Annotated in this window: 14 protein-coding genes; 7 read left to right on the forward strand and 7 right to left on the reverse strand. The window is 68.0% G+C overall.

Annotated elements, in window-relative coordinates; all coding sequences use genetic code 11:
• Window positions 1-3 precede the first annotated feature (3 nt).
• Both ACFQBT_RS05570 and clpX read left to right on the forward strand, forming a co-directional pair.
• Window positions 4-633 (forward strand): ATP-dependent Clp protease proteolytic subunit, encoded by a 630-nt coding sequence (locus ACFQBT_RS05570; RefSeq protein ID WP_377821002.1) that lies wholly within the window; start codon window positions 4-6, stop codon window positions 631-633.
• Window positions 634-780: 147 nt separating this feature from the next.
• A complete protein-coding gene (gene clpX / locus ACFQBT_RS05575) occupies window positions 781-2,058 on the forward strand; it encodes an ATP-dependent Clp protease ATP-binding subunit ClpX (protein WP_377821004.1) in 1,278 nt (425 codons plus the stop codon).
• 12 nt (window positions 2,059-2,070) lie between these two features.
• Here clpX and ACFQBT_RS05580 read toward each other — a convergent pair whose 3' ends face one another.
• From ACFQBT_RS05580 to valS, 7 genes are all read right to left on the reverse strand, one after another.
• A complete protein-coding gene (locus ACFQBT_RS05580) occupies window positions 2,071-2,589 on the reverse strand; it encodes a hypothetical protein (RefSeq protein WP_377821006.1) in 519 nt (172 codons plus the stop codon).
• Complete coding sequence (locus ACFQBT_RS05585; protein ID WP_377821008.1) at window positions 2,586-3,824, reverse strand: DUF58 domain-containing protein; 1,239 nt, start codon at window positions 3,822-3,824, stop codon at window positions 2,586-2,588. Before ACFQBT_RS05585 ends, ACFQBT_RS05580 begins: the two co-directional genes overlap by 4 nt.
• A 4-nt stretch (window positions 3,825-3,828) precedes the next feature.
• Window positions 3,829-4,830 (reverse strand): AAA family ATPase, encoded by a 1,002-nt coding sequence (locus tag ACFQBT_RS05590; protein WP_377821010.1) that lies wholly within the window; start codon window positions 4,828-4,830, stop codon window positions 3,829-3,831.
• Entirely contained in the window at window positions 4,827-5,252 is a 426-nt protein-coding gene (locus ACFQBT_RS05595) for a hypothetical protein (RefSeq protein WP_377821012.1), read from the reverse strand. Before ACFQBT_RS05595 ends, ACFQBT_RS05590 begins: the two co-directional genes overlap by 4 nt.
• Window positions 5,249-5,497, reverse strand: a complete 249-nt coding sequence (locus ACFQBT_RS05600) for a DUF4129 domain-containing protein (protein WP_377821014.1) — start codon at window positions 5,495-5,497, stop codon at window positions 5,249-5,251. Before ACFQBT_RS05600 ends, ACFQBT_RS05595 begins: the two co-directional genes overlap by 4 nt.
• Before the next feature lie 459 nt (window positions 5,498-5,956).
• Window positions 5,957-7,432 (reverse strand): cobyric acid synthase, encoded by a 1,476-nt coding sequence (locus tag ACFQBT_RS05605; RefSeq protein WP_377821016.1) that lies wholly within the window; start codon window positions 7,430-7,432, stop codon window positions 5,957-5,959.
• Between the two features lie 6 nt (window positions 7,433-7,438).
• On the reverse strand, window positions 7,439-10,078 hold the full coding sequence (valS, locus tag ACFQBT_RS05610) for a valine--tRNA ligase (RefSeq protein WP_377821017.1): 2,640 nt from the start codon (window positions 10,076-10,078) through the stop codon (window positions 7,439-7,441).
• 82 nt (window positions 10,079-10,160) lie between these two features.
• Between valS and ACFQBT_RS05615 the strand changes: the two genes are divergently transcribed.
• From ACFQBT_RS05615 to ACFQBT_RS05635, 5 genes are all read left to right on the forward strand, one after another.
• Complete coding sequence (locus ACFQBT_RS05615; protein ID WP_377821018.1) at window positions 10,161-10,754, forward strand: GAD-like domain-containing protein; 594 nt, start codon at window positions 10,161-10,163, stop codon at window positions 10,752-10,754.
• Between the two features lie 334 nt (window positions 10,755-11,088).
• On the forward strand, window positions 11,089-14,343 hold the full coding sequence (ileS, locus tag ACFQBT_RS05620; RefSeq protein WP_377821020.1) for an isoleucine--tRNA ligase: 3,255 nt from the start codon (window positions 11,089-11,091) through the stop codon (window positions 14,341-14,343).
• Entirely contained in the window at window positions 14,340-15,731 is a 1,392-nt protein-coding gene (locus ACFQBT_RS05625; protein ID WP_377821022.1) for a bifunctional folylpolyglutamate synthase/dihydrofolate synthase, read from the forward strand. Before ileS ends, ACFQBT_RS05625 begins: the two co-directional genes overlap by 4 nt.
• On the forward strand, window positions 15,728-16,141 hold the full coding sequence (locus ACFQBT_RS05630; RefSeq protein WP_377821024.1) for a DUF4233 domain-containing protein: 414 nt from the start codon (window positions 15,728-15,730) through the stop codon (window positions 16,139-16,141). Before ACFQBT_RS05625 ends, ACFQBT_RS05630 begins: the two co-directional genes overlap by 4 nt.
• The gene (locus ACFQBT_RS05635; RefSeq protein WP_377821026.1) at window positions 16,138-16,962 is read left to right on the forward strand and encodes an undecaprenyl-diphosphate phosphatase; all 825 of its coding nucleotides are present in this window, start codon (window positions 16,138-16,140) and stop codon (window positions 16,960-16,962) included. The genes ACFQBT_RS05630 and ACFQBT_RS05635 overlap by 4 nt, the downstream gene beginning before the upstream one ends.
• Window positions 16,963-16,972 lie beyond the last annotated feature (10 nt).

Genomic DNA, 16,972 nt, shown 5'->3' on the forward strand with positions numbered 1-16,972 from the left:
TCCATGAACAACCTCAGCGCGCCGACCTCGCGCTACATCCTGCCCCAGTTCGAGGAGCGCACGTCCTACGGGATGAAGCGGTCCGACCCCTACAACAAGCTCTTCGAGGACCGCATCATCTTCCTCGGGGTGCAGGTCGACGACGCGTCCGCGGACGACATCATCGCCCAGCTGATCGTGCTGGAGAGCCAGGACCCCGATCGGGACATCCTGATGTACATCAACTCACCGGGCGGCTCGTTCACCGCGTTGACCGCGATCTACGACACGATGCAGTACATCCAGCCGGATGTGCAGACCTTCGTGATCGGTCAGGCAGCCTCGGCCGCTGCGATCTTGTTGGGCGCTGGCGCCAAGGGCAAGCGGTTCGCGCTGCCCAACGCCCGGATCCTGATCCACCAGCCGGCCATGGAAGGCACCGGCGGTACCGCGACGGACCTGGAGATCACCGCCAACGAGATCTTCCGGATGCGTGAATGGCTGGAGAAGACCCTGGCCCACCACACCGGTCGCAGTGAGGAGGACGTCCGCAACGACATCGAGCGCGACAAGATCCTGACCGCCGAGCAGGCCGTGGAGTACGGCCTGATCGACCAGGTGTTGTCCAGCCGCAAGGCGTCTTTGCAGCCCTGATGGACCTCAGCCGGGTCGCCGGCCGGTTGCGCCCTGAGCAAACACGCTCGACGCGCTGGCCGGCCACCCGGTCACAATGGGGTCGGGATAGTTCAATGGGACGAACAACCGCAGCACGATGATCACAGCAGGGGAAGGAGCCCGCCCGTGGCACGCATAGGTGAAGGTGGCGACCTGCTGAAGTGCAACTTCTGCGGCAAGAGCCAAAAGCAGGTCAAGAAGCTCATCGCCGGCCCGGGGGTCTACATCTGCGACGAGTGCATCGAGCTGTGCAACGAGATCATCGAGGAGGAGTTGTCCGAGACCTCCGAGTTGGGCCTTGAGTACCTACCCAAGCCGAAGGAGATCTTCGACTTCCTCGAGCAGTACGTCGTGGGCCAGGAGACCGCCAAACGTGCGCTCGCGGTCGCGGTCTACAACCACTACAAGCGGATCCGGGTCGCCGAGGAGATCGGCAAACACGGTGACGCCGTCGAGGTGGCCAAGTCCAACATCCTGCTGATCGGGCCGACCGGTTGCGGCAAGACCTATCTGGCGCAGACCCTGGCGCGGATGCTGAACGTGCCGTTCGCGATCGCCGACGCCACCGCACTGACCGAGGCGGGGTACGTCGGTGAAGACGTCGAGAACATCCTGCTGAAGCTGATCCAGGCTGCGGACTTCGATGTGAAGAAGGCCGAGACCGGCATCATCTACATCGACGAGATCGACAAGGTCGCCCGCAAGAGCGAGAACCCCTCCATCACCCGGGACGTCTCCGGTGAGGGAGTCCAGCAGGCGCTGCTGAAGATCCTGGAAGGGACTTCCGCCTCGGTGCCGCCGCAGGGTGGCCGCAAACACCCGCACCAGGAGTTCATCCAGATCGACACCACGAACGTGCTGTTCATCGTGGGTGGTGCGTTCGCCGGGCTGGAGACGATCATCAAGGACCGCATCGGCCGTCAGGGTCTGGGTTTCGGTGCGCAACTGCGCAGCAAGAAGAACGAGTTGGAGAGCTTCACCGACGTCCTGCCCGAGGACCTGGTCAAGTTCGGCCTGATCCCCGAATTCATCGGCCGGTTGCCGATGATCACCACCGTGGAGCCCCTGGACCGCGAGGCCCTGGTGTCGATCCTCACCGAGCCGCGCAACGCCCTGGTCAAGCAGTACCAGCGGATGTTCGAGATCGACGGCGTGGAGTTGGAGTTCACCGACGACGCGGTCGAGGCGATCGCCGACCAGGCGATGTTGCGCGGGACCGGCGCACGCGGCGTACGGGCGATCATGGAGGAAGTCCTCCTGCCGGTGATGTTCGACGTGCCCAGCGACGACGACATCGCCCGCGTCGTGGTGACCCGGGAAGTCGTCCTGGACAACGTGAACCCGACGATCGTGCGCAAACAGGCGCCGATCCGCAAGCGCGCACCCCGCAAGGAATCCGCCTGACCGGCGGCCTACTCAGTCGGCGCCGCGGACCGAGAACCACACGGCCGCACCGGCTATCGCCAGCAGAGCCAGCGCGGCCAGCCCCGGGGACCCCACGCTGATCCGGCCGGTAGCGGCCAGCACGAGCGCACCCAGCAGGCAACATCCTGCTGCCAGCCACGCGGTACGGATGAGCCAGACCCGCACCAGTCCGGGCGGCAGCGCGGCGGCATGCGGGCCCGCCCCGGCCAGCACGCAGACCGACCAGATCAGCGCCAGCAGGGCTGCAGCCGGCAGCGCCCACCAGGTGGTCGGGGGCGTGTCGCTCACGATCCAGTCCAGGACGAGCGCGCCCGTGAAGAGGACGAGCCCGGCCGCCGATCCGTCGACCAGCGCCCCGAGCCAGCCCAGCATGACCAACAGCGCACCCCAGAAGACCACATGCCCTGCTGCAGTAGCGCATCCGATGAAGGCCAGGGCAGCCGCCGCGGCCGACAGATAGGCAACGATCCGGGTGCGGTCCAGGACCGCCAGGCGGGGCCACCAGGTCATGCGCGCACCCGGAGCGGTGGCCGGCGCACGAGCCGGCGCATCGGCAGTTCCAGACTTCCCGGACCGTCCCAGGCGGTGACTTGGGCACCGGCCTGGGTGAGCCGGTCGATCACGCGGCGCCGCTCGAGCAGCCGCAGCCGCATGGTCAGTTGGTCCACCGGCTCGGCGATACCGCCGGCGTCGGGGACGGTGTCCAGCACGATCACCGGGAGCCCGCGCTGGGCCAATCCCACCGCGACTGCTGGGGCGACCTGCGTGAGGACGGAGGAGACCACGAATACGGTGCAGCCGGCCTGGACCGGCAACCGCACCTGACGTGGCGGCTCGCTGGCCGCCGGTTCGCGGGCGGTGCTGAGCACATCGGCGATGCGATGGTAGTGACGCTGGCCGGCACCGTAGGGCAGGTACGCCGGGCGGCCGGCCCCGAGGACCACCAGGGCGACCCGATCGCCGTGCCGGATGAAGAACTCGGCGACGGTGGCCGCTGCCTGCAGGCCGCGCTGCCAACTCTGCCCGCCGCCGGATCCGTCGACGACCACCAGGACGGCAGCGTCCTGCTCGGCGTAGTTGTCCCGGACGTGCAACTGCCCGGTGCGCGCCGTCCGCGGCCAGTGGATGGCGCGGAGCCGATCGCCGGGCCGGTAGGCGCGCACGTCGGCGAACTCGGATCCGGAACCGCGCGACGTACTGCGATTGACGCCGACCAATCCGATCGGGTGGGGTAGCTGCAGCTGGCTGCCGATGGGGGAGGGGCGGGGTCGCACCCGGACCTCGGTGGCCGGGATCCGGATCGGCCCGACCCGGTAGGCGGCCCAGGGTGAGATGAGTTCGGTGACCGCGGCGCCGACGCTGGCCGCGCCTATCCTCTCGGCGGTCCACCGGCCCTCGAGCCGTGCCGCCGCGGTGTGCGTGTAGCCGCCGAGAATGTCCTGCTCCCAACGAATTCCGCTGATGGGCGCACACTGGGTCCACCATTGTTCGGCCTGGCCGAGATGCCGGCCGTGCAAGGACCAAACGCTCTGCTGCCCGGTGGCGGTCGTCGGCGAGGTTCCGGCGGGGTCGATCTCGGGAGTCACCGCGGGGCGGGTGACCAACGACCACAGCGCCACTCCGGCGGGCACGAAGGACAAGATGAGCAGGTCGGGGCGGCGCAACAGGACAGCCAGCGCCAATCCCGTGATGCCGGCGACGACGGCGCCGACCAGCCACGACGTGGGTCGCCAGTCTTGTGCCACGCGGTCAGTCCTCGTCGGAGGTGCCGCCGACCGCCCCGTGCGTGGGCGGGGTGGGCACGGTCGCGATGATGTCCCGGACGACGCTCGTGCCGTCCACCTGGGTCATCCACAACTCCGGTCGGACCGTGACCCGGTGGGCGAGGACCGGGATCGCGACGTGTTTGACGTCCTCCGGGGTCACGTAGTTGCGTCCACGAAGTACGGCGAGTGCGCGCGCCAGCAGCAGGAGGCCGAGGGACCCGCGTGGTGAGGATCCGATGGCCAGCCGTTCGTCGCCGCGGGTCGCTCCGGCCAGGTCGACGCAATAGCTCATTACGGTTTGCTCGACCGGGAGGCTTTCGACGACCCGCTGCATGGCCGGCAATCCCTCGGCATCGATCACCGGGTCCAGGTCGACCTGCTCGCTGCGGCGGCCGACGCGGCGGGCCAGCACGTCGAACTCTTCGGCCGGGGTGGGGTAACCAAAGCTGACCCGGGTCAGGAACCGGTCGAGCTGGGCTTCGGGGAGAGGGTAGGTGCCTTCGTACTCAACGGGATTCGCGGTGGCGATGACGTGGAAGGGGCGGGGGAGCGGGAAGGTTTCGCCCTCGATGGTGACCTGTCCCTCCTGCATGGCTTCCAGGAGCGCCGCCTGGGTCTTCGGCGGGGTCCGGTTGATCTCGTCGGCCAGGAGCAGCCCGGTGAAGATCGGGCCCCGGCGGAACTCGAACTCACCGCTGCGCTGGTTGAACAGGAACGAGCCCGTGAGGTCTGCCGGCAGCAGGTCGGGGGTGAACTGGGCCCGGGTGAATTCCAGCCCCAGGGACTGCGCCAGGCTGCGGGCGGCAAGCGTCTTGCCCAGTCCCGGGTTGTCCTCGATGAGCACGTGCCCGCCGGCCAGGACGGTGGCCAGGACCAGCTCCAGGGCGTTCCGTTTGCCGACGACGACCTGTTCGACCTGGTCCAGCACCCGCCCGGCGAGGGCCGCGGTGGTCGGAACGTCGTGCGCGATGAGTGGTGTGCTCATGTCTCCTCGATCAATGTCACGATGCGGGCCAGGGAGGCGGTGTCGATGCGGCGTACGTCGGGTACCGGCCGCCCCGGGGCAAGGTCAGCGAGCACGTGGGCTAGCTCCGCCGCTTCGGCGTCGGTGGCCGCACCGCTGGTCACCTGGGCGCACAACCGCCGTAGCCGCCGGGTCCGGGCATCGCCGGGTAGTGCCGCGGCTGCAGCGGGATCTTCTGCTGTCTCGATCGGCCATCGGTCCTCGATCCACGCCGGCCCGGCGTCCCGGATCATTCCCGCGATCGCCACCACGGCGAGCGCGACGGCAAGGATCCCGGGCAACCAGGGGCCGAGGTAGAAGTAGGACATGACCAGCCACGCCACGGTGCCGACGAAGACGGTGGCAAGCCCGCGGCGTACCCAGCGCCGGGTCTGGGTGCTCATCGCGCCGGCACCCGGGTGTCCAGGTCACTGCGGATGCGTTCCAGGTAGCGCGCAGCCAGCTCACGGTCGGCCTCGCCGATCGGATCGGAGCCGAACCGGGCACGCCGGTAGAGCAACGAAAGCTGTTGCAGCGCTTCGGAATCCACGTCGAGGGAGTCCAGGAGGCGCAGCGTGAACTCGGACGAGGTGTCGCTGGCCAACGGGGGACACCACTGCGGGCAGCCGACTCCTCGACGGCCATCCAACAGGCGACGATGGCGTTGGCCGGGCGGCCCCCGAGCAGTCGGCGCTGAGCTTCGTTCACGCCGGCCAGGAGTTCCGGCACCGGCTCGGCGACCCGTGCCCGGGTCTCGGGTCGACGAGGACGGCGATCCCACCACGCAAGCACGAGCCAACCGAGGCCGAAGATCATCACGAAGAGCAGGATCAGCGCCGCCAGAATGACCACGCCGGAGACGGCGTCGGGAACCAGGTCGCTGCCGGCGTGACGCCTCTCGGAGATGGTTTGGCTGCGGATGCTGTAGCTGGGTTGGTAGTGGAACAGGGCGAAGTCGCGATCCTTGCTGGGCGCATGGATCATCGCAGGTGACCCGACGACGACGGCCGCGATCGTGATCAGTGCCAGTGCCGCCCCTGCGGCGAGAACGACGCCGCGGCCCTGAGGTCGTTGAAGGCTGCGCGGCACAGGATGAGCGTAGTTCGCCTCAGGCGCCGCCGGGTGGAACGCTGCGCAGGTCATCGGGCGCTCCGCGGCGGGCTAGTTCCAAGAGGTGCCCGGCGGGTAGGTGCTGCTCGATGAGATCGGCCAGGAGGTCGAGCCTGCTCTCACGGGCCTCGGCGAAAGAGACACCGGACGGGGGTGCCCCGAGGACCTGTTCGAGGAAAGCGGCCCGGAAGGCGTCGCTGTCGAAGATGCCGTGCCACATGGTGCCGAAAACCCGACCTTGTCGAACCCCGCCCGGGAACGGTTCAGCGCCATCGATTTCGACCCGGCCATGATGGATCTCGTAGCCCTCGACGGGGACGCCCCACACGGTTCCGACCGGCAGGCCCAAGGTTTTCCCGGTGCTGAAAACCGTTCGTGCATCGAGCAATCCGAGCCCTCGAACGGTCGGTCTGTCGCTCTCGACCTCCGCGGGATCGCTGATCTGTTCACCCAGCATCTGGAACCCACCGCAGATGCCGAGCACCGCGCCGCCGGACCGGGCGTGGGCGACGACCGCATGGTCCAGGCCGCGCTGACGCAACCAGTCCAGGTCGGCGACCGTTGCCCGCGAGCCCGGGATCACGATCAGATCGGCGCCGGCCAGATCGGCCGGCGTGGACACGAACTGCACGTCGAGGGCAGGCTCCAACCGCAACGCGTCGACATCGGTGAAATTGCTGATCCGCGGTAGCCGGATGACAGCCACCCGCCGGATGGCGGTAGTGGAATCGCCCACGTGAGCGGGCACCGCAAGCGTGTCCTCGGAGTCCAGCCAGACCTGCGGATGCCAGGGCAGCACGCCGTACACCCGGCGTCCGGTGAGTTGTTGCAGGGAGTCCAGGCCGGGGGTGAGCAGCCGTAGGTCGCCGCGGAACTTGTTGATGACGAATCCGGTGATCAACGCCTGATCCGCGGCACGCAGCAGCGCCAGCGTGCCGAAGAGGGCCGCGAAGACGCCACCGCGGTCGATGTCGCCGACCACGAGCGTCGGCAGCGATGCGTGCTGCGCCAGGCCCATGTTGACGTAGTCGCTGTCCCGCAGATTGATCTCAGTGGGGCTGCCCGCACCTTCAGCCACGACCACGTCGTACCGCTGCGCCAGGTCGTCGAACGCGTCGTAGGCAATCGCCGCCCACGGCGCTCGGTCCTCCCGCCAGGTGGCAGCGGATACGGTTCCCGCCGGCTGACCCATCACCACGGCGTGGCTGCCGATATCCGAACCGGGTTTCAGCAGAACCGGATTCATGGCCGGTTCCGGCACCGCGCGTGCGGCAACTGCCTGGATCCATTGGGCTCGGCCGATCTCCGCGAACGTGCCGTCGAGAGCACGCACGACCATGGAGTTGTTCGACATGTTCTGCGCCTTGAACGGCGCAACGCGCACACCCCGGCGAGCAAACGCACGGCAGAGCCCGGCGGTGACCGTGCTCTTACCCGCGTCCGAGGTCGTCCCAGCGACGAGCAGGCCAGCCATGCGGGCTCAGTTGCGCGGCGGCGGGGGCACCAACTCCACGTCACGCACCTCGAGGACCTGACCGTCGGCGTACGTCAGATCCTCGACCTTGCCGGCCGCGCGCAGGTCCGCCTCGGCGGCACGGACCAGGTCCTGCACCGAAGCCGGTGCCGCCAAGGTCATCGCGGTCACCTGGGCGCGCATGCCCAGCTTGGCGTCCGACTTGGCCTTGCGGATACCGGCCAGCGCCGCGCCGAGCGCCTCCAGGGCAGCCGGGTCACCCCCGGCGCCGCACTCCTGCGGCAGCGGCCACGGCGCGCGGTGCACCGAGCCCGCCTGCCACCACGACCACACTTCCTCGGTGGCATAGGGCAGGAACGGCGCGAACAGCCGCAACTGGACGTCGAGCGCGATCCGCAGGGCGGCCTGCGCGCTCGCGGCGGCCTCGGGACCCTGCGCCCCGTAGGCGCGGTCCTTGACCAGCTCGATGTAGTCGTCGCAGAACGTCCAGAAGAAGTGCTCGGTCAGTTCCAGGGACCGCGTGTAGTCCCAGGACTCGAAGCCGCGGGTGGCGTCTTCGACGACCGTACGCAGGTTGGCCAGCATCCCCAGATCCAGCGGGTGGGTCACCAACGCGGTCAGGTCGCCCTCCGGCTGGCCCATGGTCAGAGCGAACTTGCTGGCGTTCAGCAGCTTCATCGCCAGTCGCCGGCCGACCTTCATCTGACCGGTGTCGTACGCCGCGTCGGTGCCCAGGCGGCCGGAGGCGGCCCAGTAGCGCACAGCGTCCGCGCCGTGCTGTTGCACCACGTCCTCGGGGGTCTCGGCGTTGCCCTTGGACTTGGACATCTTCTTGCGATCCGGGTCCAGGATCCAGCCGCTGATCGCCGCGTTGGTCCACGGCACGTTGTCATGCTCGAAGTGGCTGCGCACGATCGTCGAGAACAACCAGGTCCGGATGATGTCGTGGGCCTGCGGGCGCATGTCGGCGGGGAAGGCGACCCCGAAGAACTCCGCGTCGTTGCGGCCGCCGGCGTTGCTGCCGACCGGCCAGCCGAGTGCGATCTGCGGGGTCAGCGACGAGGTGGCCCAGGTGTCCATGACGTCCGGGTCGCCGATGAATCCGCCTGCTGCGCCTCGTTGTTCGGCGGTGAAGCCGGGCGGTACGTCGGTCGCCGGGTCCACCGGCAAGGTGTCCTCGGCCGCGAGGATCGGGTGCTCGTAGTCGGTCTCGCCCTCCGCGTCGACGGGATACCAGACCGGGAAGGGCACACCGAAGAAGCGCTGCCGGCTGATCAGCCAGTCGCCGTTGAGGCCGGCGACCCAGTTGGCGTAGCGGCTGCGCATGAAGGCCGGGTGGAAGTCGATCTGCTCACCGCGCTTGATCAGGGCATCGCGCAGGTCGGCTTCGCGGCCGCCGTTGCGGATGTACCACTGGCGGCTGGTCACGATCTCCAGCGGCTTGTCGCCCTTCTCGAAGAAGTTCGCCTTGCGCTGGGTGGCCTTCGGCTCGCCGTCCAGGTCACCGGACTCGCGCAGCGCGGTCACGACGGCCTCGCGGGCCGAGAACATCGTCTTGCCCGCGAGTTGCTCGGCGTACAGGGCATCACCCGGGCCGCCCGCGATCCATGACGGCGTCTCGGACTGCATCCGACCGGAGCGGGTCACCAGGGACCGCGTCGGCAACTGCAGCTCACGCCACCACAGCACGTCGGTGAGGTCACCGAAGGTGCAGCACATCGCGATACCGGCACCCTTGTCCGGCTCCGCCGCCGGGTGCGCGAGGATCGGCACCTGCACTCCGAACAAAGGTGAGGTCACCGACGTACCGAACAGATCGGCGTACCGCTCATCGTCCGGGTGGGCTATCAGGGCCACCACGGAGGGGATCAACTCCGGGCGCGTCGTCTCGATGTAGATCGGCGCACCGTCGGGCACGTGGTGGAACGCGACCCGGTGGTAGGCGCCCGGGTAGTCCCGCGCCTCCAACTCGGCCTGCGCGACCGCGGTTTGGAAGGTCACGTCCCACAGACCCGGCGCCTCGGCCTGGTAGGCCTCACCGCGCTGCACGTTGTGCAGAAAGGCCTGCTGCGCCACCGCGCGCGATCGTTCGTCGATGGTCCGGTAGCTCTGGCTCCAGTCGAAGGAGACGCCGAGGCGGCGGAAAAGCGACTCGAAGGTCTCCTCGTCCTTGACGGTCAACTCGTCACACAACTCGATGAAGTTGGCGCGGCTGATCGGCTGCTGGTCGGCAGCCTTCACCGACTTGCCCTGCGCGCCCTGCAGCGGCGGGGTGTAGTCCGCGATGTACTCCTTGGTCGAGTCGCCGCGCACCCCGTAGTAGTTCTGCACCCGGCGCTCGGTGGGCAGGCCGTTGTCGTCCCAGCCGATCGGGTAGAACACCTCTTTACCGCGCATGCGCTGGTAGCGGGCCATGCAGTCGGTGTGGGTGTAGGAGAAGACGTGGCCCACGTGCAGACTGCCGCTCGCGGTGGGCGGGGGAGTGTCGATCACGAAGAGCTGCTCGCGAGGGCCGGCCAGCGCGCGCGAGCGATCAAAGGCGTAGGTGTTCTGCTCCTGCCATACCGCGCCCCAGCGCTCCTCGAGGCCGTCGACGGTCGGCTTGTCGGGGATGCCCTGCGGTGCGGCGTGGGTGGGATCAGTCATACCCCGTATCGTCCCATCCGCACCGCGACGCGGGCGAATCGGATTCCCGGCGTCGCGATGCGCCCCCGGCTACATTGACGTCGTGACCCAGTTTGATCAGCCCGCAGAGCCGATCGCGCTCGAACCGTTCGTCGCCGCCCTGCCGCCGGACCCGGACGTCGAAGTCCCGGACGAGGATTTCCTGACGTACGCCGAGGGCCGGCTGCCGCACGAGATCGTCCAGTTGTGGCGCACCCACGGCCTGGGGTTCTACGGCGAGCAGCGGATCGCGATCATCGACCCGGGAGTGTGGCTGCCGGCGTTGCAGGCCTGGTTCGGCTCCGGCGTCACCAGCGTGCCGGTCGCTGTCAGCAGCTTCGGGCACCTCTACCACGTGACGCCCGAAGGGACCGTGGAGTGCCTCGACCCGCACTTCCAGACCAACACGGTCGTCGCCGGATCCGTCACCGAGTTCTTCAACGAGCATCTACCCGGGCCGTCGTCGCACCTGGCGGATCTGGCCGGCCCGAGGGATGGCGCTCGCGCGAAGCTGGGTCCGCTGGAACCCGGCGAGACCTATTACTTCACGCCGGCCCTGGTCGACGGGGGGCATGTGTCGCCGGATTCGCTGGACAAGGGCGACGGGGTGGCGCAACTGGTCGCGATTCACACCTCAGCCGCTCGGCTGCACACCTGATCCGGGCAGGGTGCGGCCCGATTCACGCGGGTTAGCAACGTTTGCGCCGGCTATAACCCGCGCAAACGTTGCTAACCCGCGCGTCTGCGGACGTAACGCATTCGCGGCGGGCGGTGGACGCGCCGTACACTGATGCGCAACAGCATTCGAGCCGTCATCAGCGGCGAGCTTCCGGAAGAACAGCGGCCCACCGCCTACTAGACCCGGACGGGACGAGCCCGTCATCGCTCAGGAGCAAGAGGCCGGGGTGACCCGGCAAGCGGGGTGGTACCGCGGAGGCAATGCTTTCGTCCTCGCACCAGGTTGAGCGACGAGCTAGCGAAGGTGCCACCCGATGTCCGGCAATGTGTATCCCAAGGTCGATCTGACCGCGTCCGATGGTGCCGGTCGCGGTGTTGCGGCCACCCCGAAGTTCCCGGCCATCGAGCAGGCCGTCCTCGACTACTGGCAGCGCGACGACACCTTCCGCGCGTCGGTCGAAGCCCGCGATCCCGGAACGGACGGCGACAACGAATTCGTCTTCTACGACGGGCCGCCCTTCGCCAACGGCCTGCCGCACTACGGCCACCTGCTGACCGGCTACGTCAAGGACCTGGTGCCGCGCTACCAGACGATGCGCGGCAAGCGCGTCGAACGCCGCTTCGGTTGGGACACCCACGGACTGCCCGCCGAGTTGGAGGCGATGCGCCAGCTGGGTCTGAAGACCAAGGACGAGATCCTCGAGATGGGCGTCGACAAGTTCAACGACGCCGCCCGCGCCTCGGTCCTGCGCTACACCGGGGAGTGGGAGGAGTACGTCCACCGGATGGGCCGCTGGGTCGACTTCGAGAACGACTACAAAACGCTCAACCTGTCCTTCATGGAGTCGGTGCTCTGGGTCTTCAAGAGCCTGTACGACAAGGGTCTGATCTACGAGGGCTTCCGGGTACTGCCCTACTGCTGGAACGACGAGACGCCGCTGTCCAACCACGAGTTGCGGATGGACGAGGACGTCTATCAGATGCGCCAGGACCCAGCCGTCACCGTGGGCTACCGGTTGGAGACCGGCGAGCTCGCGCTGATCTGGACCACCACGCCCTGGACGCTGCCCTCCAACCTCGCGATGGCCGTGCACCCCGACGTCGACTACGTCGTGGTCGAGTCCGACTTCACGGGTACGACGGAGCGTTACGTGCTCGCCGAAGCCCGCCTCGCGGCGTACACGCGGGAGCTGGGCGACGACGTCGGCGACCGGATCGTGCAGCGGCTCAAAGGAACTGAGCTGGTCGGACGCCATTACACCCCGCCGTTCGATTACTACGTCGGCCACCCCAACAGTCACGTCGTGCTGGCGGCCGACTACGTCACCACCGAGGACGGCACCGGCATCGTGCACCTGGCTCCCGCCTTCGGTGAGGAGGACAAGGTGTTGGCCGATGCGCATGGCATCGAGTCCGTGGTGCCGGTCGGTCCGGACGGCAGGTTCACGTTCCCGGTGCAGGAGTACGCCGGGATGCAGGTTTTCGACGCCAGCCCGCACATCATCGACGACCTGAAATCCCAAACCAAAGGCCTGGGCGGCGGCCGCACCACCGAGGGCACGGTGCTGCTGCGCCGCGAGACCTATGACCACTCCTACCCGCACTGCTGGCGGTGCCGGAACCCGCTGATCTACATGGCGGTGAGCTCGTGGTTCGTGGAGGTCACGAAGTTCAAGGATCGGATGCTGGCCAACAACCAGCAGATCAACTGGGTGCCGGACAACGTCCGGGACGGGCAGTTCGGCAAGTGGCTGGAGAATGCCCGCGACTGGTCGATCACCCGGAACCGCTTCTGGGGCAGTCCTGTTCCGGTGTGGCGCTCGGACGATCCGGCCTATCCGCGCATCGACGTCTACGGCTCGCTGGCGGAGTTGCAGCGCGACTTCGGGGTCGAGGTCACCGACCTGCACCGGCCCTACATCGATGAGTTGACCCGTCGCAACCCCGATGACCCGACCGGCCAGTCGGTGATGCGCCGGGTGCCCGACGTGCTCGACGTGTGGTTCGACTCCGGCTCGATGCCCTACGGCCAGGTGCACTACCCGTTCGAGAACGCGCAGTGGTTCGAGCACCACTACCCGGCCGACTTCATCGTCGAATACATCGGCCAGACGCGCGGCTGGTTCTACACGCTGCACATCCTGGCCTCGGCGCTCTTCGACAAACCGGCCTTCGAGAACGTCATCTGCCACGGCATCGTGCTGGGCAGTGACGGGCAGAAGATGTCCAAATCGCTGCGCAACTACCCCGACGTCAACGAGGTGTTCGACCGCGATGGCGCCGACGCGATGCGCTGGTTCCTGATGGCCAGCCCCATCCTGCGCGGCGGCAACCTGGCCGTCACGGAGCAGGGCATCCGCGACGGTGTCCGCCAGGTGATGATCCCGCTGTGGAGCAGTTGGTACTTCTTCTCCCTCTACGCCAACTCCTTCGGGCAGAGCGGTTACGAGGCGACCTGGCGGACCGACAGCAGTGACCTGCTGGACCGGTACCTGCTGGCCAAGACCCACGACCTGGTGGCGGACCTGACCACGCGCATGGACGAGTACGACATCGCCGGTGCCTGCGAGGCGGTCGCCGGTTTCGTCGACGTCCTGACCAACTGGTACATCCGTCGCTCTCGCGACCGCTTCTGGGCGACCGGTGCCGCTGCTGACACCGCGGCCTTCGACACGCTCTACACAGTGCTCGAAGTCGTGAACCGCGCTGCGGCCCCGCTGCTCCCGTTCACCACCGAGCAGGTGTGGCGCGGCCTGACCGGCGGCCGCTCGGTGCATCTGACCGACTGGCCGGACGCAGACGACCTGCCCGCCGACCCGCAGCTGGTCGCCGCGATGGACCGGGTGCGGCAGATCTGCTCCACCGCCTCTGCGCTGCGCAAAGCGCGGGGCCTGCGGGTGCGGTTGCCGCTCAGCGAACTCACCGTGGTGAGTGCTGATCCCGCTGCGTTGCAACCGTTCTCGGCGCTCATTGCGGATGAGGTCAACGTCAAGAAGGTCACCTTCGTCGACCTTGCCAGTGCCGGCGCCCAGGAGTACGGCGTGGCGCAGCGACTCACCGTCAACGCCCGGGCCGCCGGGCCGCGGCTGGGCAAAGACGTGCAAGCGGCCATCAGGGGCAGCAAGTCCGGTGACTGGTCCGTGGCACCGGACGGCACCGTCACCAGCGGCGGCCTCACGCTGCAGGAGGGCGAGTACACCCTGGAGACAGTGGTTTCCGAGGATTCCGGTGCTGGTGCGCCCGCGATGCTGCCCGGCGGCGGGTTCGTGGTGCTCGACACGCAGATCACCGACGAGTTGCGCGGTGAAGGTCTCGCGCGGGACTTGGTTCGCGCCGTTCAGCAGGCCCGGCGTGACGCCGGCCTGGACATCGGCGACCGGATCTCCTTGACCGTTGTCGGGGATAGCGATGTGCTGGCGGCGCTGGCGGCGCACCAGGCGCTGGTGATGGGTGAGACGCTGGCAGTCAGCGTCGGTGCGGCACCGAGCGGGACACCGGTCGACGCCGAGTCGGTGGACCTCGCAGATGGGAAGAAGGCGCAGATCGTGGTCGCAAAGGTGACATCGTGAGCGGGGCGCCCGACGCCGCGCGCCGCGAGGCAGAGCGCAAGCTGGAGCTGCGCAAGCGGCTGGCTGAGATCGAGCGGGACCTGAACTCCCGAGCTCCGGAGAACATGCCGGAGCCGTCGCTGGAGCGGGTCCGCCAGGTGATGGAACTGCTGGGAGACCCGCAGAACGCCTACCCGGTCATCCATCTGACCGGGACCAACGGCAAGACCACCACGACCCGGGTGATCGAGCGCATCCTGCGTGAGATCGGGCTGAACACCGGACGGATGACTTCCCCGCACCTGCACGACGTCCGGGAGCGAATCGCCTTCAACGGTCAGCCGATCGAGCCCGAGAGGTTCGTGGCGACGTACGACGATGTGTTGCCCTACGTGCACATCGTCGACGAGCGTTCGGTCGCCGAGGGCGGCCCCCGGACCACCTACTTCGAGCTGCTGGTGATCATCGCCTACGCAGCCTTCGCCGACGCACCGGTCGACGTGGCCGTCGTCGAGGTGGGGTTGGGCGGACTCTGGGACGCGACGAACGTCGCCGACGGCAAGGTCGCCGTCGTCACACCGATCTCGCTGGATCACACCCGGTTGCTCGGCGACACGGTCGAGGAGATCGCGACGGAGAAGCGGGCCATCATCAAACCGGGTGCGCTGGCCGTCATCGGGCGGCAACTGCCCGAAGTCGACGAGGTGATCCGCGAGCACGTCGTCGAGGTCGAGGCCACCATGCTGCGCGAGGACGAGGCCTTCGCAGTCACCGAACGGGATCAGGCCATCGGCGGCCAGCAGATCACCGTGCAGGGGCTGGCTGCGGTCTATCCGGACCTGTTCGTGCCGTTGTTCGGTGACTACCAGGCGCACAACGTGGCCACGGCCATCGCCGCGGTCGAGGCGTTCATCGGCGGCGGGGAGCAGCCCTTGGATCTTGAGCTCCTGCAGTCGGCGCTGGCGCAGGTCACCTCACCGGGCCGCCTCGAGATCGTCCGGCGCAGCCCCACGGTGCTGGTGGACGCTGCGCACAACGCCGGCGGCGCGATCGCCCTCGCCGAGGCGCTGACCGACTCCTTCGCCTTCACCCACCTTGTCGGAGTGCTCGCGGTGCTGGCGGACAAGGACGCGGAGTCGATGCTGACGACCCTCGAGCCGGTGCTGGACGAGGTCGTCGTGACCCGCAACTCCTCCCCGCGCTCGCTGTCGGCCCAGTCACTGGGTGAGTTGGCGGTCGAGATCTTCGGCGAGGACCGGGTACGGATCGAACCGGTCCTGGTGGATGCGTTGGACCGGGCCGCGGCCCTGGCCGACGACGCCGGGGTCGGTGCCGGAGTGATCGCGACCGGATCGATCATGACGGCAGCCGATGTCAGGGCGCTCCTGGGGAAGTCCGACGAGACGTGAGGTACGTCGGCTCGATGCTGGTCTACGGCGTCGGCGAGAAGATGACCCGGCGCCTGGCCGCGGTCGTCATCGGCTGTCAGTCCCTGGTCGTGTTCTTCGGAACCCTGGTCGCCTTCCAACTGGGACGCACCAACGGGGAAACCGGCCACTCGGCGTACCTGATCGTCGGTCTTGTCCTGATGATCGCGTGCATCGTCGCGGCGGGCAGTTTGCGACGACCCTGGGGTGTCACGCTGGGTTGGCTGCTGCAACTGGCTACGCTCGCCTCGGCCCTGATCGTGCCGATGATGCTCGTGGTCGGGGTGATCTTTCTGGCGTTGTGGATGACAGCGCTGGTGCAGGGCCGCAAGATGGACCGGCTGAGCGCCGATTGGGCGGCCGCCCACCCGAACGAACAGGAGCGCGCGTGAGCTGGTTGCAGTCGATCGTCCTGGGGATCGTGCAGGGTCTGACCGAATTCCTGCCGATCTCCTCCTCGGCCCACCAACTGATCGTCTCCCGGTTGTTCTTCCGCAACGACGGCGGCGGCGCTGCCTTCACCGCCGTCACCCAGCTGGGCACCGAGGCAGCCGTCATCGTCTACTTCGCCCGCGACATCGGCACGATCCTCAAACACTGGTTCTTCTCCCTGACCGGCAAACTGCCCCGCGGCGACCCGAAGGCCCGTGAGGGCTGGTACGTCATCCTGGGCACCATTCCGATCGGCATCCTGGGCCTGGTGTTCAAGGACGCCATCGAAGGGCCGGCACGCAACCTGTGGCTGACCGCCAGCATGCTGCTGATTTTCGCGCTGGTGATCGCGGTCGCCGACAGCACCGCTCGCCAGGACAAGACGTTGGCCGACCTCAACGTCAAGGACGGCCTCTTCTTCGGTCTGTGGCAGGCGCTGTCGCTGATCCCGGGCGTCTCCCGCTCCGGCGGCACCATCTCCGGTGGTCTGTTCATGGGGTACGACCGGCCGTCGGCGGCCCGATACTCCTTCCTGCTGGCGATCCCAGCGGTTCTCACCAGCGGTCTGTTCGAGCTCAAGGGCGCGCACGCCGGCGACGACGGCGGCTGGGGGCCGATCATTCTGGCCACCGTCATCTCCTTCGTCATCGGGTACGCCGTGATCGCCTGGTTCCTGCGGTGGATCTCCAGTCACGACTTCCGGCCGTTCGTCTACTACCGGATCCTGCTGGCGGTCCTGCTGTTCGTGCTGCTGGGCGTCGGGGCGTTGTCGCCGACCTGATCGACCGGTC

Source organism: Branchiibius cervicis, from assembly GCF_042661605.1.
Lineage (GTDB): Bacteria > Actinomycetota > Actinomycetes > Actinomycetales > Dermatophilaceae > Branchiibius > Branchiibius cervicis.